We start from the raw sequence: 23,495 nt of genomic DNA, 5'->3' as shown, positions 1-23,495 counted from the left end.
TCCTGCGCCGGCCCGCCCGCCCTGCGCCGTGCCCTCACCCGTGACCGCCGCCGCTCCGACCCGGGCGCGGCCACCGTCGGCGGGTCCCGGCGCACCTTCGCCGCCCTCACTCCCCGGACTCCCGGGCGGGCGCGCTCCGCGCCGCCGAGCGGCACACCGTCCCGCGGCCCGTACCTCCCCGCCCTCCGGACGGCCGGGCGACCTGCGGCGGGAGGGGGTCAGCGCCCGCCCTCCCAGCGGTACGCGGTGAGCAGCAGCGCCACGTCGTCCGGCCGGTCCTCGGTCCGGCGGGCGATCCTGACCAGCTGGTCGGCGAGCCGCTCCACCGAGCCGGTGCGGCTGCGGGCCAGACAGCGGCTGACCGCCCGGATGCCCGTCTCGATGTCGCCGCCGGGCGTCTCGACGAGTCCGTCGGTGTACAGCGCGAGGACGCTGCCGGGCGCCAGGGTGAGCGCCGTGACGGGGTAGGCCGCGTCGGGATGCACCCCGAGCATCACGCCGCCGGCCAGGTCCAGGGTCTCGGCGCGGCCGTCCGGACGGCGCAGCAGCGGCGGGGGATGTCCCGCCCGGACCGCCAGGGCGCGGCCGGTGCGCGGGTCCAGCTCGACGTAGCAGCAGGTGGCGAAGACCTCCGCCTCCAGCTCGACCAGCAGCCGGTTGGTGTGGGTGATGACCTCCTGCGGCGGCCGGCCACTGGCGGCGAAGGCGTGCACCGCGCTGCGCAGCTGTCCCATGACGGCCGCGGCACCGACGCTGTGCCCCTCGACGTCGCCGATCACCAGGGCCACGCCGCGCTCCGTCCTGATCACGTCGTACCAGTCGCCGCCGATGGCCATGCCCTGGGTGCCGGGCAGATAGCGGCCGGTGCTGAGCAGCCCCTCGATGACGGGCAGCCGGTGCGGCAGCAGCCCCTCCTGCAGCCCGCGCGCGACGGCGGACTCCGCGTCGTACAGCCGGGCCCGTTCCATCGCCTGGGCGGCCAGTCCGCTCAGCGCGGTCAGCGCGCTGCGCTCCTCGGGGGTGAACCGGTGCGGCGCGTCCCAGCCGAGGATGCAGGAGCCGACCGGATGGCCGGAGGCGATCAGCGGCAGGAACGACCAGGCGTGCATCCGGTCGAGAACGATCCCGGGATAGGCGTTGACCAGTTCCTCGGGCGACTCGAAGAAGAGCGGGAGCCGTGTGGTCAGGGCGTGCACTCCGGGCAGCGGCCTGTCGAGGGGGACTCCTTCGAAGGGGGCGAGGAACCCTTCCGGGTAGCCGGACTCCCACAGCAGGTACATCCGGCTGTCACGCACCGTGTACAGGGCGAGCTCATGGGCGCCGAACGCGGGCAGCAGCTGCTCGGAGACGGCCCGGCACACGTCCCTGACGGTGACCGCCTCGGTGAGCACACTGGCCATCCGCACGACGTGGTAGAGGGCTCCCGCGCGGGCCGTGGCGACCGGCTCCGACGGCGCTGCCACGGCGGCCCCGGCGACCGGCGCCGCGGGCCGGGTGTCGGCGGGCGCGCTGGTGCGGAAGACGCGGCCGGTCAGCCCGTGCACACCGGGGTAGAGCGCGAACCCCAGCCAGGTGCCGTCCGGGGCGTGCGCCAGGTACGACACCGGCTCCTGCGACAGCATCGCCGCCCGGTAGCGGTCCTCGTAGGCCGGATCGCGGAGCCAGGTGAGCACCTCCCACGGGTAGTGGCCGAGCAGCCGTTCCAGCTCGTACCCCAGCAGCTCCTGGCAGCGGCGGTTGGCGTAGACGATCCGGCCGTCCTGGTCCAGGGAGAACAGCCCGTCGGGCAGCCGCTCGGCGGCCTCGGCCGCGGTGACCCCGCCGACCGCGTCCACGAGGGCGCCCACCAGCAGCCGGGTGGTGCTCTTCGCCGGCACGACGTGCCCCCACAGCTCGACCGGCCGGTAGCGGATCCGCCCGTCCTCCCCGGTCTCGTCCAGCACCCTGAAGTGCCGGGACCTGACCTGGCCGGTGGCCGCCGCCTCCCGCCGGCTCGCCCGCAGCTCGTGCAGGTCGTCCGGGCACACCCGGGACTCGACCTCCGCCATGGTGCCGCCGAAGTCCTCCCGGGCGACGCCCAGCAGGATCAGCGCGTCGTCGTCCCCGGACCAGCGGTCGCTGTCCAGGTCCCACTCGACCATCCCGACCCGGACGGCCCGGGCCGGCGGAGTGGGCAGCCGCACGCTGACCGGCTGGTCGTCGTACTGGATCCCGTACGCGACGGCGTCCGGGTCCGTCCGGCCGGGCACCCGGCGGGCGAACTCGGTCAGGCGCTCCTCCATGTCCCGTCCGGCGTCGTCCAGCGCGGCCCGCACCGCCTGCGCGCTCACCGGCTCCCGGGCGGCCGAACGCAGCACGACCAGGACGCCCACGGGCTCGCCGCCGACCCGCACGGGCCGGTAGGCCGAGGCGAACGAGTACGGCAGCGCGGCGGTGAACTGAGGGAAGCGCAGCATCGTCGCCCGCTCGTCCGGCAGCCACAGGCTCTCGTCCCGGCGGTACGCCTCGGCCATGGGCAGCGCGCCGCCCACCGGCACCCGCCACCAGGACACCAGCAGCGACCGCGGGACGCCGGTCACCACGCAGAGCACCAGCGAGCGCCGGTCGCGCGAGCGCAGGTACACCAGTCCGCCGTACCCCCCGATGCCCTTGACCGCCGCCACCACGGGCTCCGCGAGCGCGTCCTCGATCCGCGCCGCGCCCCCGCCCCGTTCCCCTTCCGCGCCCCGGCCGAGCACGCCTGCCGGCCGCTCCCCGCCTGGTACGGCGGCTGACTCATCCATCTCGCGCCCTCCCGGTGCGGACGCACAGGACACCCTTCGTTCCCCCCAGGATGTGCCCTGCGGGGCGCTCCGGCGCGGCGGATGCGTCCGTCTTCCGCGATCCGGCCGTCGACCGGCCCCCTCCGCCGCGCGACGACCCGCCGGGAACAGCGCAACCTTTGGGTGAACCCGCTCGTCTCACCCCATACCAGAGCGATGCGAGCCCAGGGGGCGGAAATGCTTCGAACCAGAACAATCTGCGCGACCTTCGTACTCGTCGGCGCCATGCTGGGCACGGCGGCGGTCCCGGCCGTCGCCGCCCCGGCCGCGACCGCCCGCGCCACGGCGTGCCCCACCGGCTGGGGCAGCCAGGCCAGGACCGACGACGACGCCACGACCACGCCGGTGCGCGACATCCGGACCGGCCGCCACGGCTGCTACGACCGGATGGTCGTGGATCTGCCCGGCGCCGGCCGCGGCGGCCTCGGCTACTCCGTGCGGTACGTCGACCGCCTGTACCAGGACGGATCGGGCCGGCCCGTCCCCGTCGCCGGCGGCGCCGTGCTCGAGGTGCGGGTGGCCGCGCCCGCCTACGCCCCCGAGACCGGCGAGCCCACCTATCCCGCGCGGGCCGGACGTCCCCTGCCGGGCGTGGACCTCACCGGGTACCGCACCTTCAGGGACGCGCGGTTCGCCGGCAGTTTCGAGGGCGAGACCCAGGTCGGCCTCGGAGTGCGCGCGCGGCTGCCCTTCCGGGTCCTCGAACTCCAGGACCGCATCGTGATCGACGTCGCCCACGCCTGGAGCGGCAGGCGCTGAGCACACCTCCCGGAAGTGCCGGGAGGGGGCCTGCGTCGCGATGGGCGCCCGGCCGGGCGCGCCGGGCGCTCACCGTTTTGCGGCAGCGGTCTCGCAGATCCGGCGGGCCACGTCGCGCAGCTTGGTGTTCGTGCGCTGGGACCGGGTGCGCAGGATCTCGAAGGCCTGGTCCTCCGTGATGTGGTGGCGGCCCATCAGGATGCCCATCGCCTCGCCGATCATGTGCCGGGTGGTGATGGACTCCTGCAACTGGGCGTCGGACAGGGCGCTGGAGAAGGCGACCGCCGCGTGGGAGGCCAGCAGCCAGCCCGCCGTCTCGCTGTCCTCGGTGAACGCCCCGGGCTCGCGCGAGTACATGTCGAGGGCCCCCAGTTCCTCCTCCCGCGTGTACAGCAGGAACCCCATCATGCTCCCCAGGCCCAGTTCCCGGGCGCGCGGCACGTAGTTCGGCCAGCGATCGGCGTGCCGGGTGAGGTCGGTGATGCGGAAGACCCGTTCGTCGCGGTCGGGCCGGGCCGCGTCGAAACAGGGGCCCTCCCGCAGGCTTTCCTGGAGGCGGTCGCTGTCGATCACGCGCTGCTCGGTGGGGGCCAGTGAACTCACCCGGTTCCCCTTGAGGACGAGGATCCCTGAGGCGTCGCAGCCCTCGACGAGTTCCACGGCCGACTTCGTGATCTTTTCCAGGGTCGAGTCGAGGGTGTGCTCGGCGAGGAGATCACGGGCCATGGAAGCCATTTGCTGAGCGAAGCCTTGCCAGTCCACTGTCCGCCTCCCTGCCCGATGCAGACCGCCCCACCGCCCATCGTGGCACGCCGGTCCCGGCCGCACTCCTCTTCGCCGGGGTTTGAGGACCACGCCGTCGGCCACTCGACCGATGACGGGGAACGCACGCGGACGTTGCAGGGAGTGAGCAAGGATGGCTGAGGAGCAGAAGGCCAAGGCGAAGGCGGAACAGGCCAAGGGCAAGGCCAAGGAGGCGGTCGGCCGCGCGGTCGGGAACGAGCGGCTCGAGGCCGAGGGCCGGACCGAGCAGGCCAAGGGCGACGCACGGCAGGCGAAGGAGAAGACGAAGGACGTCTTCCGGCACTGAACGACTCGTACGCGATGACTCGTGCGCACCGGATGACCCGTAGGCGTCGGGTACGCACCCACTGATCCCCCTCCGGGCGGGGTCCTGCCGCGGCAGGACCCCGCCCTCGTGTGCGGCACGCCGGTGAACGGGCCGATCCCGGGCAGACGGCGTACGTGATCTTCGGGGTCCCCGCGGCCTCGGGACGCACTCCGTGCCGGCCGCCACAGAGAGGAATCACCACGGTGACCATGCCTGAGCGCCGTACGCGTCCGCTGCACCGCGGGCGCCGCTTCGACCTGCGCGCGACAGCCGTGTTCTTCGCGCTGCTCGCCACGGTCCTGATCGCCGCGGGCCTCACGGTGCGCGCGCTGGCCGGGGCCGTGCAGCGGCGCCCGGCGTGGGGCTTCGTCCTGCTGTGCGTGGCCGTCGCGGTCGTGCTGGCCCATGGGCGCAGACGGCGGCGGCTGTCCGCGGCGAGGGTCGCCCGCCGGACCGGCGAGGCCCTGGAACAGGCCACGGCGACGGCGCTCGAGGCCCTGGACACATCCGAACCGGCTCCGCCCGCGGCCCCGGCCCCCGCCGAGCGGTGCGAGGAAGAGACCCGCCGGACGGCCGGTGCGCCCGGTGTCCCCGACTACGACGCCCTGAGCCCCGAGGAGTTCGAGGAGGCGATAGCGGCCCTGTGCGTACGGGACGGCTGCTCGGACGTGCGGGTCGTCGGCGGAGCCGGCGACCTGGGCGCCGACGTGGTGGCCCGGTCCCCCGAAGGGCACCGCCTCGTCATCCAGTGCAAACGCTACGGCGACGACCACAAGGTCGGCTCGCAGGACCTGCAGCGCTTCGGCGGCACCTGCTTCACCGTCCACGAGGCGGACGTCGCCCTCGTCGTCACCACCGGCGACTTCACCGCACCGGCCGAGGAGTACGCCGAGCAGTGCGGAATCGTGTGCGTGAACCGCGGCGGCCTGCTCGCCTGGAGCGCCGGTGCGGCACCGGAGCCCTGGACGGCGGGCGCCGGCGAGGCGGACGCGTAGGACCGGTTGTCAGTGGCGGATGCCACTCTGCCGGGTATGGACGAACTGGAGTTCATGCGCGGCCGGGTCTACGGGGCGGACCACGACGACCCCGGGCCGCGCGACGGGCGCTCGTACGTGGAACTGGCGGGAGGCCCGCTGGACGGCCTCCTGCTGGACGTCACCGACCGCAGCGACACGGAACTGAGGGACGGCGTCGGCCTGCCCACCGAGATAGGCCGCTACGGCGCGGGCGGACGCGCGGTCTACGCACCCCGCGGCACGGGCGACCGGGTGTTCGACTGGCGGGGCGACGTCCCCTGAACACGCGGGGCCCGTGCTCCCGGCGGCCGTGAGAGGTGGACGAGCCGCCCGCCCTGGGTACCGGGCAGGGTACGGGGCAGAGGTAGCCGCAGGGCGCCCGCGTCGACCGGTCGCCGCGGGCGTGAGGAGGGCGGAGTGGCCATGGGACTCCTGGCAGAAGGCGAATCGGCGCTGCGCGACCGCATCGGCCACGCGATCTTCTCCCGGGTGGCCGGGCCGGAGGGCCCGGACCGCCGCGCGCGCATCCACGGCACGCCCGGTCCGCGCTGGTTCGGACCCGAGCGGCCGGTCAGGAGGGTGCACGGGGACGCCTCGATGTTCATCGGCGGACTGGCGGCCCTGCTGCTCCAGTCGCTCCACCCGCTGGCCATGGCCGCCGTCGCCGGACACTCCGGCTTCCGCGGCGACCCCTGGGGGCGCCTGCAGCGGACCAGCACCTTCCTGGCCGTCACCACCTACGGGACCGCCGACAGCGCCCAGCGGGCCGTCGACCGGGTACGGGCCGTCCACGAGACGGTGCGCGGCACCACCGCCGACGGCGAGGAGTACCGGGCCACCGACCCCCGCCTGCTGTGCTGGGTGCACGTCGCGGAGACCGACTGCTTCCTGCGCGCCCACCAGCGCTACGGTGCCCGTCCCCTGGACGCCGAGGGCTGCGACGGGTACGTCGCCGACATGGCGCGCGTCGCCACCGCGCTCGGCGTGCCCGACCCGCCGGTGAACCGCGCCGAACTCACCGAGCGGCTGACCGCCTACCGCGCCGAGCTGCGCGCGACCCCCGAGGCGCGCAGCACGGCCCGCTTCCTGCTGCTCAACCCGCCCGTTCCGCTCCTCGCCCGGCTGCCGTACGGGGTCCTCGCCGCCAATGCCGTGTCCCTGCTGCCGACCTGGGCCTCCCGCGCCCTGTGGCTGCCCCGCGTGCGCCCGGCCGAGGGCGTGTGCGTCCGTCCGCTGGGCACCGCCGTCACCGCGGGTATCCGCTGGGCCCTGACCCCGCCCCGCGACCCGGCGTGACACCGGCACCGGGCCACCGGCCCGCACCTCCTCACCGTGCCGCTGCTTGACGCGCCCCAGAGGGGGCACTCAGTGCTGACCGGCGCTGACGGCCGGTGCCGCTGTCGGACACGGGAGGTCGAAGTGGCGGTCCGTAATCACCTGATCAGAACGAGCCCGCAGACCGTCTGGTCCGTCCTCGAGGACGGCAGCCGCTACGGCCAGTGGGTGGTGGGCACCTCGTCGTCGGAGCCGGTGCGGGGGCAGTGGCCGCAGGTCGGCTCGGCGATCCGGTACGAGGTGCGTTTCGGTCCCCTGTCCCTGACCAACGAGACGGTCGTCCGTCGCTGTGAGACGGGCCGGGACCTGGAACTCGAGGCCAAGGCCGGTTCGCTCGGCACCGCGCGCGTCGCCATCGAGCTCAAGCCCTGGGGCGACCACTGCCTGGTGGTCGTGGACGAGCACCCCCTGCGGGGAGTGGGCGGCACGGTGCACAACATGGCGGTAGAGGCCCTGATCCAGGTCCGCCACCGCGCCATGCTCGCCCGGCTGGCGAAGCTCTGCGAGGCCGAGGCAGCCGAGGAGGAACGGCGCCGGCCCCTGGGCCAGGTCGTGGCGCCCGGGCACGACGCGGGAGGCGCCCGTGCCTGACGCCGTGGTGATCGGGGCCGGCCCCAACGGACTGGTCGCGGCGAACCTGCTGGCCGACGCCGGCTGGAGCGTGGAGGTGCTGGAGGAACAGCCGGAGCCCGGCGGCGCGGTGCGCCACGACCGGGGCGCCGACCCCGACTTCGTCAGCGACGTGTTCAGCTCCTTCTACCCGCTCGCCGCCGCCTCCCCGGTCCTCGCCGGGCTCCGCCTGGAGGACCACGGACTGCGCTGGAGCCACGCCCCGCAGGTCCTCGCCCACCCGCTGAGCGACGGCAGGTGCGCGGTGCTCGACCGCAGGATCGACGTCACCGCCGACTCCCTGGACGCCTTCGCACCGGGCGACGGAGCCGCCTGGCGCCGGCTGCACGACGCGTGGCAGCGCCTGCGCCCCGACCTCCTCGGCGCGCTGTTCACCCCGTTCCCGCCGGTCCGCTCCGCGGCCCGGCTCGCCGTCCGGCTGCACGGCACCGGCGGGCTGCGCATGGCGCGCACCCTGGTCCTGCCCGTGCGCCGCCTGGCCGAGGAGGAGTTCCGGGGGGAGGGCGGCGGACTGCTGCTGGCCGGCAACGCGCTCCACGCCGACCTGGCACCGGAGGCCGCGGGCAGCGGCGGCTTCGGCTGGCTGATGTCGATGCTCGGCCAGACCTACGGCTTCCCCGTGCCGGCCGGCGGCTCCGGCGCCCTCACCGAGGCACTGGTGCGCCGTCTGAAGGCGCGCGGCGGTGTGCTGCGCTGCGGGCGGCGGGCCGACCGGGTCGTCGTGCGCGGCGGCCGGGCCGTCGGGGTGCGCACGGCCGACGGCGAGACGGTCGCGGCCGGGCGCGCGGTGCTCGCGGACGTGGCCGTGCCCGCCCTGTACGGGGAACTCGTCGAGCCCGGGCACCTGCCCGCCCAGGTCCTGTCCGACCTGGAACGCTTCCAGTGGGACTTCGCCACCTTCAAGGTCGACTGGGCGCTCGACGGGCCGGTGCCCTGGCAGTGCGAGCAGGCCGCCGGCGCCGGGACCGTCCACCTCGCGGACGGCATCGACGAACTCACCCGCTTCGCGGCCCAGCTGGCCATGCGCCGGATCCCCGACCGTCCCTTCTCCCTGTTCGGCCAGATGACGACCTCGGACCCGTCCCGCTCTCCCGAGGGCACCGAGTCCGCGTGGGCCTACACCCACGTGCCCCACGACGTCGTCGGCGACGCGGGCGGGGAGGGCCTCACCGGAGCCTGGGACGCCGGGGAGCAGGAGGTCATGGCCGACCGCGTCGAGCGCCAGGTCGAACGCTTCGCGCCCGGCTTCCGGGCCCGGATCCGGGCCCGGCGCATCCTCGCCCCGACGACGCTCCAGTCCCTCGACCGGAACCTGCACGGTGGCGCCATCAACGGCGGCACCGCGGCCATGCACCAGCAGCTGTTCTTCCGTCCGACCCCAGGCACCGGACGCCCCGAGACGCCCGTGAAGGGCCTGTACCTGGCGTCCGCCGGCGCCCACCCGGGCGGCGGCGTCCACGGCGCGCCGGGCGCCAACGCCGCGCGTGCCGCACTGCGCCGGCACCGGGCCCCGGGCACGGTCCGGGCGCAGCGGCTGCTGGCCCGCCGCGACCGCACCGGACGCAGGCAGCCGGACGCGGGCGGCGGGGCCGCCGGGGGGTGACCGGCGCACGGACCACCGACGGGGACGTACCCGCCGTCGACGGGTACGGGAGCACACCATCGACCAGAGGCGGAGACGAGACGATGACCCGACACGACGACGGCCCCGACCGCGCCCACCGGCGCCCCGAAGGCGTCAGCGACGAGACCGTGGAGGCGCTCGGATCGCTCTCGAAGGCACTGGAGACCACCGAGCGCGCCCGGGGCCACCTCTACAGCTTCCACCAGCTCACCGGCACCGCCGACCTGGAACTGGACCGGGCGGTCGAACTGCTGCACAAGGCCGGGCACTCCGACTGGGCCGAGACGGTGCGCACCCAGGTGCTGGGCCGCAACGTGATCCCCGGCCACTGGACGTTCCAGCTCGTCGAGGCCTACGACGACACGTACTACCAGCCGTTCCGGGAACTGGAACGGGCCGCCGTCGAGGAACTGGCCGAGGGCCGGGACCACCTCTACGAGGCCGAGATGAAGGAGGCCCGCCGCACCGCCGGCCACCCCGACCACACCGCCCGCCCCGAGACCACCCCGGAGACCGAGGCCCGCGCCAAGGAGCGCAACCGCTCGGACCGGGCGTGATCCCTCTCGAAGGGAACGGCTGATGAAGGACAGCCCCCTGCGCGACCGCACCGTCGTGGTGACCGGCGCCGCGCGCGGCGTCGGAGCGGCCCTGGCGCGCGACCTGGCCCGGCGCGGCGCCCGGCCGGCGCTGCTCGGCCACGAGAGGGCGCAGCTGGAGGCGGTGGCGGACGACCTGCCCACGGCGTCCCTGGCCCACGAGGTCGACGTCACCGACGAGGCCGCCCTGGCAGACGCCGCCGAGCTGGTCAGGAGGCGTCTGGGCACCCCCTCCGCCGTCGTGGCCAACGCGGGCGTCGCCGAAGGCGGACCGTTCGCCACCTCCGACCCCGCCCAGTGGCGGCGCGTGATCGACGTCAACCTGACCGGCAGCGCGGCGACGGCCCGCGCCTTCCTGCCCGACCTGCTGGCGACGAAGGGCTACTACCTCCAGACCGCCTCCCTGGCCTCGATCGGCGCCGCGCCGATGATGAGCGCCTACTGCGCCTCCAAGGCGGGCGTGGAGGCCTTCGCCCACTCCCTGCGCGCCGAGGTGGCGCACCACGGCGTGGCCGTGGGCATCGCCTACCTGAACTGGATCGACACCGACATGATCCGCGACGCGGACCGGTACCCCGTCCTGCGGGAGCTGCGCGGCCACATGCCGCCGCCGGCCCGGCGCGTGTATCCGGCGGAGCTGGCCGCCGCCCGGCTCGGCTCGGCCGTGGAGCACCGCAGCACGGCCCTGTACCTGCCCCGCTGGCTGCGCCTGGCGCAGGCGGCGCGGGCCGCGCTGCCGCCGGTGGTGCTGCGGGTGGCCCGCCGCGAGCTGGCCCGCCTGGAGGCCGAGGACCCCATGCGGCACACCGGGCCCCTGGGCGCCGGAGGGGAGGCCGACCGGGCGGCCGCCCGTCCGGACACCTGAGCACGGGCGGCCGGACGAGGCGGTCAGCCCGGGAAACGCCCCGTGGCGCGCAGCGCCCAGCGCCGCTCGGCGTAGGCCAGGTCGTCGCGCCACAGCCGGCCGGCCGCGGCCCGTACGAGCGGACGCAGCAGCGGAGCCGCACCCCGCGCGACCGCGAACCCCGGACGGTCGGAGGACGCCACCACCGCTTCGACGACCGCCGTACGGGGCCGCCCCCGGTCGTCCGGGCCCAGGGGGACGGCGTGCGTCTCGACCACGGACCCCACCCCCTCGCCCTCGGTGATGCGCATGACGACCGTGCGCGGTCCGGGAGCGGTGAACACCGCCCGCACCGGCACCACCAGCCGCCCCGCGACCCGGAAGGACACCTCCACGGTGAAGCCGTCCTCGTCCTCGTCCGGGACGGCCGGACCGTCCGGCGCGCCGGTCACGGTGAGGTCGACGAACGAGTAGGGGTGAAACCAGGCCCCGTGCCAGGGGTCCAGACGGTTGGCCACGACGTCCTCGGGCTCGCAGGTCCCCGTCCCGGTGTACACGGCCGACAGGGCCCGCGCCGGAGCGGGCCGCCGCGGCACCACCGGAGCGTCCAGCGGCGGCTCGCCGCCCACCGCGTCCAGCCGTACCCACACCAGTACGCCGTCGTCGTGCGCCGGGAACGGCTCCCAGCCCGCGAAGGAGCCGCCGTCCAGGGCGAGTCCGTGCCAGCGGCACACCAGGGTGCCGCAGCGCACGGAACCGTCCCGCAGGGGTGCCCCCAGATGGGGGCAGATCCCGGGCCCGGCGACCGCACGGCCGCCGGCGTCCCGCCAGACCACCACCTCCTGGCCCGCCACGGTGCGCGCCAGCGGACGGCCGCCGCGCACGTCGCGGGAGGCCCCCACGACGTACCAGTTGCCCGACGGGCGCGCCCGGGCCCGCTTCAGCGCCTCGGCGATCACGGCGGGCCGTGCCTCGCGCCAGGTGGGACGCTGCCGCTCCCACGGCACCGCGCGCCTGCGCAGGGACAGGGGCAGGCGCCGGCGCCCGCCCGTGGATCCGGTGTTCACGCGACCTCCTCGGGAACCGGCGGGTACGGCCCGTCGCAGGGGACGGGCGGGAGGACCTCCGGGCGCCGGTCGGCCCCCCGGGCGCGCAGCCGGGCGGTGACCGCCCGGGCCAGCCCGTCGGCGGCGACCACGGCACGGCACCGGCGGGGAACCACCGCGCGGCGGTGCACCACCGCGTACCCGCCCCGGGCCACGGCGTCCAGGATGCCGCCGTACAGCACGAACGCGGTGCGGATGCAGGGCCGGGAGACCGGGGCGAGCATCCCGAGTCCGGGCGCCGCCTCCCGGTACACGCCCCGCGTCAGCGCCTCGAACTCCTTCAGCGCCGCGGTGATCCGCCGGTCGCGGCGTCCGGTGTCCCGGCTCCACCGCAGCAGCGCCCGGTCGACGCCGTGCGCGGCGAGCAGGTCCGCGGGCAGGTACACGCGGCCCCGGTCGAGGTCCTCGCCCACGTCGCGCAGGAAGTTGGTCAGCTGGAAGGCCACCCCGAGGGCGGCCGCGTGCGGCGCGGCCTGCTCACGGGGGACGACCGTGCCCAGGACCGGGAGCATCTGCAGCCCGATCACCGCCGCGGAACCGTGCATGTACCGGCGCAGGTCCGCGTAGGTGGCGTAGTCGGTGACCACCAGGTCGGAGCGCATCGCGGCCATGAAGTCGGCGAAGTGGCCGTGGTCGATGCCGTACCGGCGCGCCGTGTCGGCGAGGGCCCGCACCACCGGCTCGCCACTGTCGCCGTCCCGCAGGCCCCTGTCCAGTTCCCGCTGGAGCGCGGACAGTTCGGCGTCGCGGCGCGCGGCGGACGCCCCGGTGCCGAGCGCGTCGACGATGTCGTCGGCCCAGCGGGCGAAGCCGTACAGGGCGTGCACGGCCGGCCGGCGCCCGGCGGGCAGGAGCCGGGTGGCGAGGAAGTACGTCCTGCCGTGCCGGGCGTTGAGCCTGCGGCACCGGTCGTACGCCTCGCGCAGCGCCGGATCGGTGACACCCGCCGCGTCGAGTTCCCGAGCGGTCATGCCGAGGCCTCCTGCGCACGGATGAGGGGAGCGGGGGACCGGCCCGGTCCGCCGGTGATCCGTGCCGCGGCCGGCTTCCCGGACAGCAGCACGGTCGGCACGCCGACGCCGGGCGTGGTGCCGCAGCCGGCCAGGACGGCGTTCCCGGTGCCGCGGACCGGGTCGCGGGGCCGGAACGGGCCCGTCCGGGCGAAGCCGCGGGCCGCCGACAGCCCGGCTCCCACGACGGCGACATGACCGGTACGGCCCGGCACGGCGCGGGTCATCGACCGGCCCCCTCGGCCCCGCCGACGGGCGGCGGGACGGACCGGGCCGGATCCGGATCCGCGCCCGGGCGAGGGCGCCGAGACGCAACGGCTTCCCCTCGCGGAGCCGGAAGACCCGGCCGGCACGGCGCCCCCTCGTCCGGTGCGTCGCACCCCCCGCCCGGCACGCCGTCGGGCCGCGGCCGGCCGGCGGGCGCCGCCGGGGGCGCCGGGTGCGCGACGAGCAGCGGCCCCTGCGCGCGGTGATCCTTCGCCTGCGTGCGGCACATCCCGGTTCCTCTCGTCCTGGCCACAGATCGCTCCGTCACCCCGTCCGTCCGCCCGCACACCGCACGCGGACGCGGAACGGGTCGGGAAGCCGGACCGGGCCGGCGGCGCATGTCTTCCCCGCACGCCCACCGCCCCACCACCTCACCGGGACCGTCCGTCACACGTCCGAGTGACCCGCGGCAGATCGGGCACACAGGCAGGAATGCTGGCCAGGTGTGCGCGTGCCGAAGAGCGGGAGGAGGGTGCCGTCGTGCCGGAGGCGGAAGCGGAGGTGGTCATCGTCGGGGCGGGAGCCGCCGGGCTGTCCCTGGCCCACCGTCTGGCGCGCGCCGTGCCGGGGACGCGCGCGCCGTCGGCCGTCCTGGTGGACGCCCCGCCCGGTCCGCTGCGCCCGCCGCGCCGGACGTGGTGCTTCTGGGAGTCCGGCGGGGGCCGTTTCGACGCCGCGCTCACGGCGGCCTGGCGGCACCTGCGGGTGCGTCCCCCCTCGGGCGCGGCGGTCGAGGGGGACATCGCCCCGCTGCGCTACAAGATGATCCGGTCCGACGACTTCGAGCACCTGGTCGCGCACGACCTGGCCGGAAGCACGGCCGTACGACGCCTGGAGGCGACCGTCGAGACCGTGGAGGACGTCCACGGGGGAGCCCGCGTCCACCTGCGGGACACCGACGGCCGGCCGTCCGTCCTGCGTGCCCGCTGGGTCTTCGACTCACGCCCCCCGGGCAGTCTGCCCGCCGCCCGCACCACGCTCCTGCAGCACTTCCACGGCTGGTTCGTCCGCACCGCCCGCCCGGTCTTCGACCCCCTCACCGCGGAGCTGATGGACTTCCGCACCCCCCAGCCCGCGAGGGGCCTGTCGTTCGGCTACCTCCTGCCCGTGAGCCGCCGCGAGGCGCTGGTGGAGTACACGGAGTTCTCCCCCCGCCCCCTCTCGGCGAGCGGGTACGAGACGGCGGTACGGCAGTACGCCGAGGAGGTACTCCGACTCGGTGAATTCCAGGTCCTGTCCACCGAGACGGGTGTCATCCCGATGACCGACGCCCCGATGCCCCGGCAGGTCGGCGAGTCGGTCTTCCGCATCGGTGCCGCCGGCGGCGCCACCCGCCCCTCGACCGGTTACACCTTCGCCGGCATCCAGCGGCAGACGAGGGCCGTCGCCGCCGCCCTCCGCCAGGGCCGCCGCCCGGTGCCGCCGCCCGCCCACCCGGCCCGCTCCCGGGCCATGGACGCCGTACTGCTGCGTGCCCTGGACAGTGGCCGGGCCGACGGCCCCGCCCTCTTCTGCCGGCTGTTCTCCCGCGTGCCCATGCGGCGTCTCCTGCTCTTCCTCGACGGCCGCACCCGGCTCCACGAGGACCTCGCCGTCGGCCTGAGCACCCCCGTCGGCCCGATGCTCCGCTCGGCGCTGGAACTGCCCCGTCTGCCCCGCCGCCCGTTCGACGACGGCCCCTGACCCGGGGGCCGCCCGCACCCGCCCCGCCCCTGCTGCTCCGGGAGACCGCATGACCCTGCTGCGCGACGAGGACCTCGCCGCCGCGTTCGACCACGCCGCCCGCGGTTATGACGCCCTGGTGGCCGCCAACCCCGGCTACCACGCCCAACTGCGCCGCTCGGTACGCCGGCTCGGCCTGCCCCACCGGGGCCGGGGCCTGCGCGTGCTGGACCTCGGCTGCGGTACCGGCGCGTCGACCGCCGCCCTCGCCGCCGTGCTGCCAAAGGCGCGGATCCTCGCCGTGGACGCCTCCGCCGGCATGCTGGAACGGGCCGCCGCCAAACCCTGGCCGGACGGCGTGACGTTCACCCGGGCGCCGGCGGAAGGGCTGGCGGAGGCGGGTGTGACGGGGCCGTTCGACGCGGTGTTCGCCGCCTACCTCTTCCGCAACGTCTCCGATCCCGACGCCGTGCTCACCACGGTGCGCGCCCTGCTCGCCCCCGGCGGACGGCTCGGCGTGCACGAGTACACCCTCAGCGGGCGCCGCGTGGACCGCGCGGTGTGGACCCTGGTGTGCCGCGGCATCGTCCAGCCGGCGGCCACCGCGCTGGGGGACGGCGCGCTGTACCGCCACCTGTGGCGCAGCGTCGTGGAGTTCGACACCGCCGGCCGTTTCGCGGACCGGCTGCGCGCGGCCGGGTTCGACCGCGTCCGCTGTCTGCCCCTGCCGGGCTGGCAGACGGGCATCACCCACACCTTCGTCGGACGGCGGTCCCGCACGGAACCGGAGAGCGGGCGATGACCCCCTTCCGCCGCCCGGACGCCGCCCGCCGCGGCCGGGACCGCCGCGCCCGCGTGCTGACGCCGCCACCCGGGGCGCGGCGGATCGAGGGCGTCCGTCCGACGACCGCCGTCGTCGGCGGCGGCATCGCCGGACTGGCCGCGGCGACCGCGCTGGCCGAGCGCAACGTGGCCGTGACGCTCTACGAGCACCGGCCCTTCCTGGGCGGGCGGGCCGGCGGATGGCCGGTCGACCTGGCCGACGGCACCCCGGTGACCATGAGCCGCGGCTTCCACGCCTTCTTCCGCCAGTACTACAACCTGCGCGGCCTGTTGCGCCGCACCGACCCCGGACTGGAACGGCTCACCGGCCTGCCGGACTACCCGCTTTGGCACAGCGGCGGACTGCGGGACAGCTTCCGCCGCATCCCGCGCACCCCGCCCTGGAGCGCGCTCGGCTTCGTGGCGCTCAGCCCCTCCTTCGGCCTGCGCGACCTGCGCCGTATGAACCCGGCCGCGGCACTCCCGCTGCTCGACGTCCGCGTGCCCGAGGTGTACGAACGCCTCGACGGCATCAGCGCCCACGATTTCCTCGACGCCGTCCGCTTCCCGCCCGCCGCCCGCCACCTGGCGTTCGAGGTGTTCTCCCGCAGCTTCTTCGCCGACCCGCGGCAGCTGTCGGCGGCCGAGATGGCCCTGATGTTCCACATCTACTTCCTCGGCTCCGCCGAGGGCCTGCTGTTCGACGTGCCCGACGCGCCCTTCCCCGCGGCCCTGTGGGAACCACTCGCCGGGTACCTGCTCCGGCACGGTGCCGAGATCCGCACCTCCACCGCCGTCGAGACGATCGATCCCGCCGCCGACGGCGGCTACGAGGTCGCCACCGCCGGCGGGACACGGCGTCACGACACCGTCGTGCTCGCCCTGGACGTCGCGGGACTGCGGTCCCTGGTCGCCCGCTCCGGCCGGTTGGGCGACCCTCCGTGGCGGGAACGCGTCGCACGCCTGCGCAACGCCCCGCCGTTCCTCGTCACCCGCCTGTGGCTGGACCGGCCCGTCGCACCCGAACGGCCGGGATTCCTGGGCACCGGCGGATACGGCGGTCTCGACAACATCAGCGTGCTGGACCGCTACGAGGACGAAGCGGCCCGCTGGGCCGCGCGCACCGGGGGCTGCGTGGTCGAACTCCACGCGTACGCGGTGCCCCCCGGGGCCTCCCGTGAGACCTGGCAGAAACGGCTGATCGACCAGCTGCACCGTGTCTACCCGGAGACACGCGGGGCCGGGATCGTCGACGCCCGCCACGTATGGCGGTCCGACTGCCCCCTGTTCCCCGTCGGGGGGTATGCCGACCGGCCGACGGTGCGCACACCGGATCCCGGACTGGTGATGGCCGGTGACCTGGTGCGCACCGACCTGCCCGTGGCGCTGATGGAACGCGCGGCGACGACCGGATTCCTGGCCGCCAACGCCCTGCTGGAGCGCTGGGGGGTGCGCGGGCAGACGGTGTGGACCGTGCCCGGCCGGGGACGCGGTGCCGTGCTGCGGGCCCTGGCCGGGTGGGGGAAGCGGCCGCCGGGCTGACGGGGCGCCGGCCGGTGTCAGGGCACGGGTGTGGCCTCGCGGACGGCGCGGTGGACGGCGCGCGCCAGACGCGCGCCCCACAGCGAGCGGGGCCCGGCGAAAGCGTGCCCCGCCTCACCGGGGGACGGGACGCGAGCGGCGACGCACACCGCGTCGGTGGGAGTGCCGGAGCAGTCGTAGCCGGCCTCCACGAGGGCCTGCACCTTCGCTTCGGTGGCGGTGGCCACCGCGTTCACCAGGGCGGCGTCGGTGAGCGCCACGGGCAGGGCGACGACGATGTTGATCGTGCCCGGTGCCTCCGGGCCGGCGGTGCCCTCGCCCGGGCAGGCGGCCCATCCGCGCACACGGACACCCGACGTGACGACGGCCTCGGCACCACCGTCCGCAGCGCAGGCGTACGCCGAGACGTCCGCGGCCGTCATCAGGCCCACCCCCGGTCCGCGCACGCCCGCGCCGAGGGCGAGGCCGGCGAGGTGCCGGCCGGGATCGGTGCGCCGGTAGCCGTGGGAGACCTGGGCATTGAGGACCCAGGTCCGCTCGCCGATGCCTCCGCCCAGGACCGCGCTGCTGATCATCCGCCAGCCCGGGCCGGCGACCCACAGCAGGGAGTGCAGCCGCTCACCGTCTTCCACGCGGTCCTGGCGCCGCAGGCGCAGCAGGCCACCGGTGGCGCGGGGCGGCGGGAGAACGGCGGTCACCGGGCAGGGCTCCTCGGCTTCTTGCGGGCGGGGTCGGCTGATCGTATGCCGAAACGGCCGCCCCGTCGCCGAGGGCCCCGGTCACTGCTCCGGTTCGTCGGCGCCGGGTACCCGGAAACAGGCCACGACGGTCTTGCCGTGGGGGCACGGGTGGGTTTCCCACGCGTCCGCCAGGGCGTCGACGAGCAGCATGCCGCGCCCGCCGGCGCTTTCCGTGCTCGGGCGGCGGGGCGCCGGCAGGTCGGTGGAGGCGTCGTGCACGGCGAGGTGCAGGCAGTGATCGTCCAGGGTCATGATCAGCTGGGCATCGCTGTGCGCGTGGATGTGCGCGTTGGTGACCAGCTCCGAGACGGTCAGCAGCACGGCGTCCACCGTCTCGGGGGCGGAGGTGGTCCACCCCAGCGCGTCGAGGTGCTCGCGTGCCCAGTCCCGGGCCGCCTTCACCCCACGGTCCATCGGCAGCGAGCGCGCCCAGCCCACTGCCCGGACCGACGATTCGTTCATGGTGATCCTTCCTGGTCATGGCCGCGCGGCCCGGGCAGATGCGTGCCGGACCGCGCGGAGGCAGGAGCGGAGAGGGTCAGCGGTGACCACCGCGGAACCTGCCCAGCAGACGCTGGGCCTGGGCCCGGCGCCGCGGATCGGCCGCGGCCCGCCGCACCTGCTCGGTCGTACGCCGCCCCTGAGGGCTCCTCGCGAACTGCTTGATGCGCTCCATCATGCTCGGCATGGCGGGGCTCCTTTCCGTGGCGTCCGCTGCGTCCTTGACGTACTTCGGTTACCCCCTGCGGACGGACTCAGCCCCACGGGCGCGCGAACGGGCTCACGTCTCCTTCAGCGGCTCGTACGCCTCGGCTCCCAGACCGAACGTCCACGCCACTCCCTCCCGCGCCGTCCGCGTGTCCGGCGGCACGCGGAGCCAGTACGTGCGGTGGGTGCCGTCCGGCTCGGGCGTGGAGTTGAGGACCTCCACCATGACGACCGGCTCGTCGCCGTCCAGTTCGACGCGCCAGAGCGTGCCCGTGCCGTCCCGGTGCACCGGCCGGGCGCCGGAATCGGCCAGGTAGCGGTCGTAGCCGTAGTACTCGAGCATCACCCGGCGCAGCTCGGCGTTCTCCTCGGTCCGGATCCGTTCCGGTGTGAGGGTGCGCAGCTCCTCCAGGAAGGCGCGCGGCACCGGCATGCCGCGCCAGGCGCACAGCGCGAAGCCGTCGGGGAACTCCAGGGCCGGACCGTCGCCGCGGTCGAGCCGGCCGGCCTCGTCCCGGTGCAGCGCGACGGGACGTTCGCACACCACCGCCACCTTCTCGAACGGCCACCACCAGCCGGCGCTGCGGCACACCCGGGCCGGCCCCTCCAGCGGGGACCCGTCGGTGTGCAGGGCGGCCAGCCACGGCGCGTCGTGCTGCCCCAGCAGCGCGTCCAGCAGGATCAGCCGTATCCCGGTGCGGGCGGCCCGGTCGTCGGCGGCGAGGTCGTCGAGCACCCCGGTGCGGATCCGGTCCACCAGCGTCTGCGTGGCGTCCCACAGGGCCCCGCCGGTCCGCGACCAGTGACTGGACCAGCCCGCCGCACCCAACTCCTCGTGCAGACGGCGGCGCTCGGCCGCCCACGGTGCCGTGCGCACCGCCTCGCGGACGCTCGCCCCGAAGCCGGCGCCCTCCCGTATCAGCGCCACGCCCTCGCGCGGCGAGCCCGCCCAGATCACGCGCTCCGGCTCGGCCAGCCCGGCGCTGCGGTACGCCGCCCGGACGCCCTCCTCCGCCGCGGCACGGTCGGCGGGCACGGCGGACGCGGCCCACGCGCGCCAGCGTCCCACCCGGTCCGTGTCCGCCCCGTCCCCGAAACCGCCGGCCCCGGCCGCCGCACCGCTCTCCTGCGTGATCGTCATCGTCAACGTCCCCCGTCCTGTGCTCGGTTCGTCCCTCGTCCGGTCGCCGCGCCCCGTCAGTCGGCCACCAGCCGCACCGAACCGGGGACGTACTCCCGCTGCCGGATCACGCGGTACCACCCCTCGGGCAGCGCGATCGCGGCGTGCTCCTCGTGGACCACCCGGCCGCCCTCCGGCAGGTGCAGCAGGAACGGCCCGAAGGGGCCCGGCTCCCGCACGAGTTCGCCCCGGCCGACCACCGCGTGGGCGTGCCCGGTGACCTCCCCGAGGGCCAGCACGAGCCGCCCCCGGGCGTCCCGCGGCTCCCTGGGCGCGTCCGGGACGTGGGACGGCACCGCCTCGTCCGCGACGGGCACGATCAGCACGTCTCCCTGCCGGTACACGGCTCTCCCCTCCGCTCCGGCGCACGGTGCTCCGGAGCCCACGCGCAGACAGTACGAGCCGCCACTGACAACGGACCGTCACCGCCCCCCCGCCGCCGGGCGTTGTCAGTCGCTGTTGGTAGAACTGCTGCACGCCACGCCGGACGGCTCGCACCCCGTGCTCCGTGACGGCCCCGCACGCGCACCATCCCCTTTCGCCCGTCGTCACGACAGGAGCAGCCCGTATGACCATCGGTGGCCACCTCGAAGAGCTGTACGGCCTCCCCGCCTTCACCTTCTCCGAGCTCGACGGGACGGCTCGGCTGCCCGAACCCGACGCCGTGGCCTGGCGGATCGCCGCCGTGACGTACGACGCCGAGAACTCGTGGGTGGAGGTCTTCGCCCGCTTCTGTGCCGCGGTCGACACCACGCGGGTCCGCGCCCTGATCGTCGGCGTCTGGGAGGACGCGTACGACTCCGCCCCCTCCGACGTCATCGAGGCGCTGGTGGCCGCGCGTGACCGGCTGCCCGCCCTGCGGGCGGTGTTCCTCGGGGACATCGTGTTCGAGGAGTGCGAGATCTCCTGGATCACCCAGGGCGACGTCGCCCCGCTGCTGGCCGGCTTCCCCGAACTGGAGGAGTTCGGTGTGCGCGGGGGCCAGGGGCTGCGGTTCCCCGCCCTGCGCCACGACAGGCTGCGCAAGCTGGTCGTGGAGACCGGCGGCCTCCCGGTGGAGGTCGTCCGCGGTGTCGGGGCCAGCGAACTGCCCGCACTGGAACACCTCGACCTGTGGCTCGGCACCTCCTGGTACGGCGCCGACAGCGAGGTCGCCGACCTGGAGCCGATCCTGTCCGGGGCCCGGCTGCCCCGGCTGCGGCACCTGGCCCTGCGCAACAGCGAGATCCAGGACGAGGTCGCCGCCGCCGTGGCGTCGGCCGCGGTGGTCGCCCGGCTCGACGTGCTCGACCTGTCCATGGGCACCCTGAGCGACGACGGCGCCGCCGCCCTCCTCGGCGGCCAGCCGCTGACCCACCTCAAGAAGCTGGACCTGCACCACAACTACATCGGTGAGGCCCTCCGGCAGCGCCTGCGCGAGACGCTGGAACCCGCGGGCGTCGAGGTGGACCTCGACCGGGACGACGCCGACTGGGACGAGGACGACGACGGCACCGTCCACCGCTACGTCGCCGTGGGGGAGTGAGCACGAGGTGCGCTTCCACCCCTCTCACCCGACGCGCTTCCACGGACTGCCCGTGCACCTCTTCGACGGCGCCGCGGAAGAGCGGGGCTCCGGCTCGGAGCTCCTGGCCCCCGCCTCGGTCGCCTGGCGGCTGACGGCCGAACGGGGGGTCCCGTTCGAGGAGCGGTGGAGCTCGTTCCTGGACCGGGTGTGCACCGAGGAGGTCGTGGCCCTGGTCATCGGTGCCTGGTGGCAGGAGTGGGACGAGCACGGCATCGACTCCTGTCTCGACCTGCTCACGGCCGAGGCACACCGGCTGCCGAGGCCGCGGGCGTTGTTCCTCGCGGACGTCGAGTCCGAGGAATCGGAGATCTCCTGGATCAGACAGGGCGCCGTCAGCCGGGTGCTGCGCGCCTGGCCCGGTCTGTACGAGCTCGGCCTGCGCGGCGCCGAGGACCTGGTGATCGAGCCGCTGCGGCACGAGTCGCTGCGCAGCGAGTGCGGCGGCCTGCCCCCCGAGCCGGTGCGCGCCCCGGCCGCCTGCGACTTCCCCGCCCTGCACCACTTGGAGCTGTGGCTGGGCACCAGCCGGTACGGCGGTGACTGCACCGCCGAGGACGTCCGGGCACTCCTGGCCGCGCTCGTCCGCAGTCCCGGCCTGCGCCACCTGGGCCTGTGCAACAGCGACATCCAGGACGAGATCGCCGCCGGGGTGGCGGCGGCGCCCGTCGTCGCGGGCCTGGACTCCCTCGACCTGAGCATGGGCACCCTCGGCGACGAAGGGGCGACCGCGCTGCTCTCGGGACAGTCACTGACCCCTCTGCGGGCGTTCGACCTCGGGCACCACTACATGAGCGACGCGATGACCCAGCGGGTGCGCGAGGCGCTGGGACCGCACATCCCGGACCTCGGCCTCACGCCCGCCCCGCGCAGCTCCTGCCGGCCGGAGGAGCGCTATGTCGCGGTCGGGGAGTGACCCGGGGCCGGGAGGCGGCGCACCCGTGCGGTTCGCCGTCGTGGCCAACCCGGAGAACCGCAGGGCGGCCCTCTTCGCCGACGCCGTCCGCGCGGCCGGGCTGCCCGCGCCGCGCACGGTGCCGTGGGAGCGGGTCCTGCGCTCGGGCGGCGCCGAGTTCGCCGCCGACGAGATCGTCCGGCTCGACTCACCCGGCGAGAACCCCGAGGTCGACCGTCTGCTGCGAGGGGTGGAGGAGCCCACCCGGGTGGAGGGCTCGGCCCGCTGGTACCGGCGGTTCGTGCGGGCGGTGCGTGAGCTGCGCGGCGGCGTCCGGCTCGACGACGCCGACGAACTGGCCGTCATGTTCGACAAACGGCGCTGCCACGCCGCCCTCGCCGCGGCGGACGTACCCGTGCCCCGGTCGCCCACCTCGGGCCCGGACGCCGCCCCGGTGGCCGGCTGGGACGACGTACGCGCCGCCATGCGGGACCACCGCATGCCGAGGCTCTTCGTCAAACTCGCGCACGGTTCCTCGGCCTCCGGGGTGCTCGCCGTCGAGTCGTCGGGGCGGGGCCGCGTCAGAGCCACCACCTCCGTCGAACTCGCCCCGGACGGGAGCCTGTTCAACTCCCTGAAGGTGCGCCGGTACGAACGCGAGCAGGACATCGCCGCCATCGTGGACGCGCTCGCCCCGGACGGTCTGCACCTGGAGCGCTGGCTGCCCAAGGCCTCCCAACGGGGCCGCGCCGCCGATCTGCGGGTCGTGGTGGTGGCCGGCCGCGCCACCCACGCGGTCGTGCGCACCAGTGCCTCACCGCTGACCAACCTCCACCTCGGCGGCAGCCGCGGCGACCTCGACGCGGTGCGCGACGCCGTCGAGGCGGCCGGCGCCCGCTGGGCGGACGTCCTCGCCGTGGGCGAGCGCGCGGCGGCCTGCTTCCCGCACACCCTGTGCGTGGGCGTCGACCTGCTCCCGGCCGTCGGCTGGCGCCGGTTCGCGGTCGGCGAGGTCAACGCCTTCGGTGATCTGCTGCCCCGCCTCACGGGACTGCCGGGCGGCGGAGCGGAGGGCCTCGACACCTACGCGGCCCAGGTCGCGGCGGTCCTGCGCCGCGCCCGCCCGGGCGCCGGCCCCCGCACCGGGCCCGCCGCGGCCCCGCTCCCGCACCCGGCCGACCCCGACCACCAGCACCACCCGCACCATCCGCACCACCAGCACAGAACGGAAACCACCCGTGCCAGCGCCTGAACCGACGTCC

General features: G+C 75.5%; 24 protein-coding genes and 1 pseudogene. 15 read left to right on the top strand and 10 right to left on the bottom strand.

Annotated elements, in window-relative coordinates; all coding sequences use genetic code 11:
• Window positions 1–218: 218 nt before the first annotated feature.
• The gene (locus RIM90_RS00375; RefSeq protein ID WP_309058439.1) at window positions 219–2,783 is read right to left on the bottom strand and encodes a SpoIIE family protein phosphatase; all 2,565 of its coding nucleotides are present in this window, start codon (window positions 2,781–2,783) and stop codon (window positions 219–221) included.
• Between the two features lie 216 nt (window positions 2,784–2,999).
• Here RIM90_RS00375 and RIM90_RS00370 point away from each other — a divergent pair, with 216 nt between their 5' ends.
• Window positions 3,000–3,581: a hypothetical protein gene (locus RIM90_RS00370; protein ID WP_309058438.1), complete on the top strand. Its 582-nt coding sequence runs from the start codon at window positions 3,000–3,002 to the stop codon at window positions 3,579–3,581.
• 69 nt (window positions 3,582–3,650) lie between these two features.
• On the opposite strand, the gene RIM90_RS00365 is transcribed toward RIM90_RS00370, so the two are convergent.
• Window positions 3,651–4,316, bottom strand: a complete 666-nt coding sequence (locus tag RIM90_RS00365; protein WP_309058437.1) for a GAF and ANTAR domain-containing protein — start codon at window positions 4,314–4,316, stop codon at window positions 3,651–3,653.
• A gap of 181 nt (window positions 4,317–4,497) precedes the next feature.
• On the opposite strand from RIM90_RS00365, the gene RIM90_RS00360 reads away from it, so the two are divergent.
• The 8 genes from RIM90_RS00360 (at window position 4,498) to RIM90_RS00325 (ending at window position 10,758) form a co-directional block, all read left to right on the top strand.
• On the top strand, window positions 4,498–4,671 hold the full coding sequence (locus RIM90_RS00360; RefSeq protein WP_309058436.1) for a CsbD family protein: 174 nt from the start codon (window positions 4,498–4,500) through the stop codon (window positions 4,669–4,671).
• A gap of 224 nt (window positions 4,672–4,895) precedes the next feature.
• A complete protein-coding gene (locus RIM90_RS00355) occupies window positions 4,896–5,687 on the top strand; it encodes a restriction endonuclease (RefSeq protein ID WP_309058435.1) in 792 nt (263 codons plus the stop codon).
• Between the two features lie 36 nt (window positions 5,688–5,723).
• A complete protein-coding gene (locus RIM90_RS00350) occupies window positions 5,724–5,990 on the top strand; it encodes a hypothetical protein (protein WP_309058434.1) in 267 nt (88 codons plus the stop codon).
• A 141-nt stretch (window positions 5,991–6,131) separates the two neighbouring features.
• Window positions 6,132–7,004, top strand: a complete 873-nt coding sequence (locus RIM90_RS00345; protein ID WP_309058433.1) for an oxygenase MpaB family protein — start codon at window positions 6,132–6,134, stop codon at window positions 7,002–7,004.
• A gap of 123 nt (window positions 7,005–7,127) precedes the next feature.
• The gene (locus tag RIM90_RS00340; protein WP_309058432.1) at window positions 7,128–7,634 is read left to right on the top strand and encodes an SRPBCC family protein; all 507 of its coding nucleotides are present in this window, start codon (window positions 7,128–7,130) and stop codon (window positions 7,632–7,634) included.
• The gene (locus RIM90_RS00335; protein WP_309058431.1) at window positions 7,627–9,276 is read left to right on the top strand and encodes an NAD(P)/FAD-dependent oxidoreductase; all 1,650 of its coding nucleotides are present in this window, start codon (window positions 7,627–7,629) and stop codon (window positions 9,274–9,276) included. Before RIM90_RS00340 ends, RIM90_RS00335 begins: the two co-directional genes overlap by 8 nt.
• An 83-nt stretch (window positions 9,277–9,359) precedes the next feature.
• On the top strand, window positions 9,360–9,854 hold the full coding sequence (locus RIM90_RS00330; RefSeq protein ID WP_309058430.1) for a hypothetical protein: 495 nt from the start codon (window positions 9,360–9,362) through the stop codon (window positions 9,852–9,854).
• A 22-nt stretch (window positions 9,855–9,876) separates the two neighbouring features.
• Entirely contained in the window at window positions 9,877–10,758 is an 882-nt protein-coding gene (locus RIM90_RS00325) for an SDR family oxidoreductase (RefSeq protein ID WP_309058429.1), read from the top strand.
• A 23-nt stretch (window positions 10,759–10,781) separates the two neighbouring features.
• Here the strand turns inward: RIM90_RS00325 and RIM90_RS00320 are convergent, their stop codons facing one another.
• The 3 genes and pseudogenes from RIM90_RS00320 to RIM90_RS00310 all read right to left on the bottom strand — a co-directional run.
• A complete protein-coding gene (locus RIM90_RS00320; RefSeq protein WP_309058428.1) occupies window positions 10,782–11,804 on the bottom strand; it encodes a DUF5914 domain-containing protein in 1,023 nt (340 codons plus the stop codon).
• The gene (locus RIM90_RS00315; RefSeq protein WP_309058427.1) at window positions 11,801–12,814 is read right to left on the bottom strand and encodes a phytoene/squalene synthase family protein; all 1,014 of its coding nucleotides are present in this window, start codon (window positions 12,812–12,814) and stop codon (window positions 11,801–11,803) included. Before RIM90_RS00315 ends, RIM90_RS00320 begins: the two co-directional genes overlap by 4 nt.
• A pseudogene (locus RIM90_RS00310) lies at window positions 12,811–13,053 on the bottom strand (phytoene desaturase); the annotation flags it as partial. The gene RIM90_RS00315 and the pseudogene RIM90_RS00310, both read right to left, overlap by 4 nt.
• 499 nt (window positions 13,054–13,552) lie before the next feature.
• Between RIM90_RS00310 and RIM90_RS00305 the strand changes: the two are divergent.
• The 3 genes from RIM90_RS00305 to RIM90_RS00295 are packed head-to-tail and all read left to right on the top strand — an operon-like array spanning window position 13,553 to window position 17,146.
• Entirely contained in the window at window positions 13,553–14,803 is a 1,251-nt protein-coding gene (locus tag RIM90_RS00305) for a lycopene cyclase family protein (RefSeq protein ID WP_375165372.1), read from the top strand.
• A gap of 49 nt (window positions 14,804–14,852) precedes the next feature.
• Window positions 14,853–15,584, top strand: a complete 732-nt coding sequence (locus RIM90_RS00300) for a methyltransferase domain-containing protein (protein WP_309058425.1) — start codon at window positions 14,853–14,855, stop codon at window positions 15,582–15,584.
• The gene (locus RIM90_RS00295; protein WP_309058424.1) at window positions 15,581–17,146 is read left to right on the top strand and encodes an FAD-dependent oxidoreductase; all 1,566 of its coding nucleotides are present in this window, start codon (window positions 15,581–15,583) and stop codon (window positions 17,144–17,146) included. Before RIM90_RS00300 ends, RIM90_RS00295 begins: the two co-directional genes overlap by 4 nt.
• 17 nt (window positions 17,147–17,163) lie before the next feature.
• On the opposite strand, the gene RIM90_RS00290 is transcribed toward RIM90_RS00295, so the two are convergent.
• The 5 genes from RIM90_RS00290 to RIM90_RS00270 form a co-directional block, all read right to left on the bottom strand.
• Complete coding sequence (locus RIM90_RS00290) at window positions 17,164–17,844, bottom strand: adenosylcobinamide amidohydrolase (RefSeq protein ID WP_309058423.1); 681 nt, start codon at window positions 17,842–17,844, stop codon at window positions 17,164–17,166.
• 81 nt (window positions 17,845–17,925) lie between these two features.
• Window positions 17,926–18,348: an ATP-binding protein gene (locus RIM90_RS00285; RefSeq protein WP_309058422.1), complete on the bottom strand. Its 423-nt coding sequence runs from the start codon at window positions 18,346–18,348 to the stop codon at window positions 17,926–17,928.
• A gap of 76 nt (window positions 18,349–18,424) precedes the next feature.
• The gene (locus RIM90_RS00280) at window positions 18,425–18,574 is read right to left on the bottom strand and encodes a hypothetical protein (RefSeq protein WP_228967530.1); all 150 of its coding nucleotides are present in this window, start codon (window positions 18,572–18,574) and stop codon (window positions 18,425–18,427) included.
• 93 nt (window positions 18,575–18,667) lie between these two features.
• Window positions 18,668–19,735, bottom strand: a complete 1,068-nt coding sequence (locus tag RIM90_RS00275; RefSeq protein ID WP_309058421.1) for a DUF6745 domain-containing protein — start codon at window positions 19,733–19,735, stop codon at window positions 18,668–18,670.
• Between the two features lie 56 nt (window positions 19,736–19,791).
• The gene (locus RIM90_RS00270) at window positions 19,792–20,118 is read right to left on the bottom strand and encodes a hypothetical protein (RefSeq protein ID WP_309058420.1); all 327 of its coding nucleotides are present in this window, start codon (window positions 20,116–20,118) and stop codon (window positions 19,792–19,794) included.
• Window positions 20,119–20,342: 224 nt separating this feature from the next.
• On the opposite strand from RIM90_RS00270, the gene RIM90_RS00265 reads away from it, so the two are divergent.
• From RIM90_RS00265 to RIM90_RS00255, 3 genes are read left to right on the top strand one after another with little or no spacing between them, the layout of a single operon-like run.
• Entirely contained in the window at window positions 20,343–21,299 is a 957-nt protein-coding gene (locus RIM90_RS00265) for an STM4015 family protein (RefSeq protein ID WP_309058419.1), read from the top strand.
• Between the two features lie 52 nt (window positions 21,300–21,351).
• Window positions 21,352–22,254: an STM4015 family protein gene (locus tag RIM90_RS00260; RefSeq protein WP_309058418.1), complete on the top strand. Its 903-nt coding sequence runs from the start codon at window positions 21,352–21,354 to the stop codon at window positions 22,252–22,254.
• A complete protein-coding gene (locus tag RIM90_RS00255; protein ID WP_309058417.1) occupies window positions 22,235–23,485 on the top strand; it encodes an STM4014 family protein in 1,251 nt (416 codons plus the stop codon). The genes RIM90_RS00260 and RIM90_RS00255 overlap by 20 nt, the downstream gene beginning before the upstream one ends.
• The last annotated feature ends 10 nt before the right edge of the window (window positions 23,486–23,495 follow it).

The sequence above is a fragment of the Streptomyces sp. genome (assembly GCF_031181555.1).
Lineage (GTDB): Bacteria > Actinomycetota > Actinomycetes > Streptomycetales > Streptomycetaceae > Streptomyces > Streptomyces fimbriatus.
The sequence above is the reverse complement of the archived record's forward strand: the minus strand, read 5'-3'. Positions and strand labels throughout refer to the sequence as shown.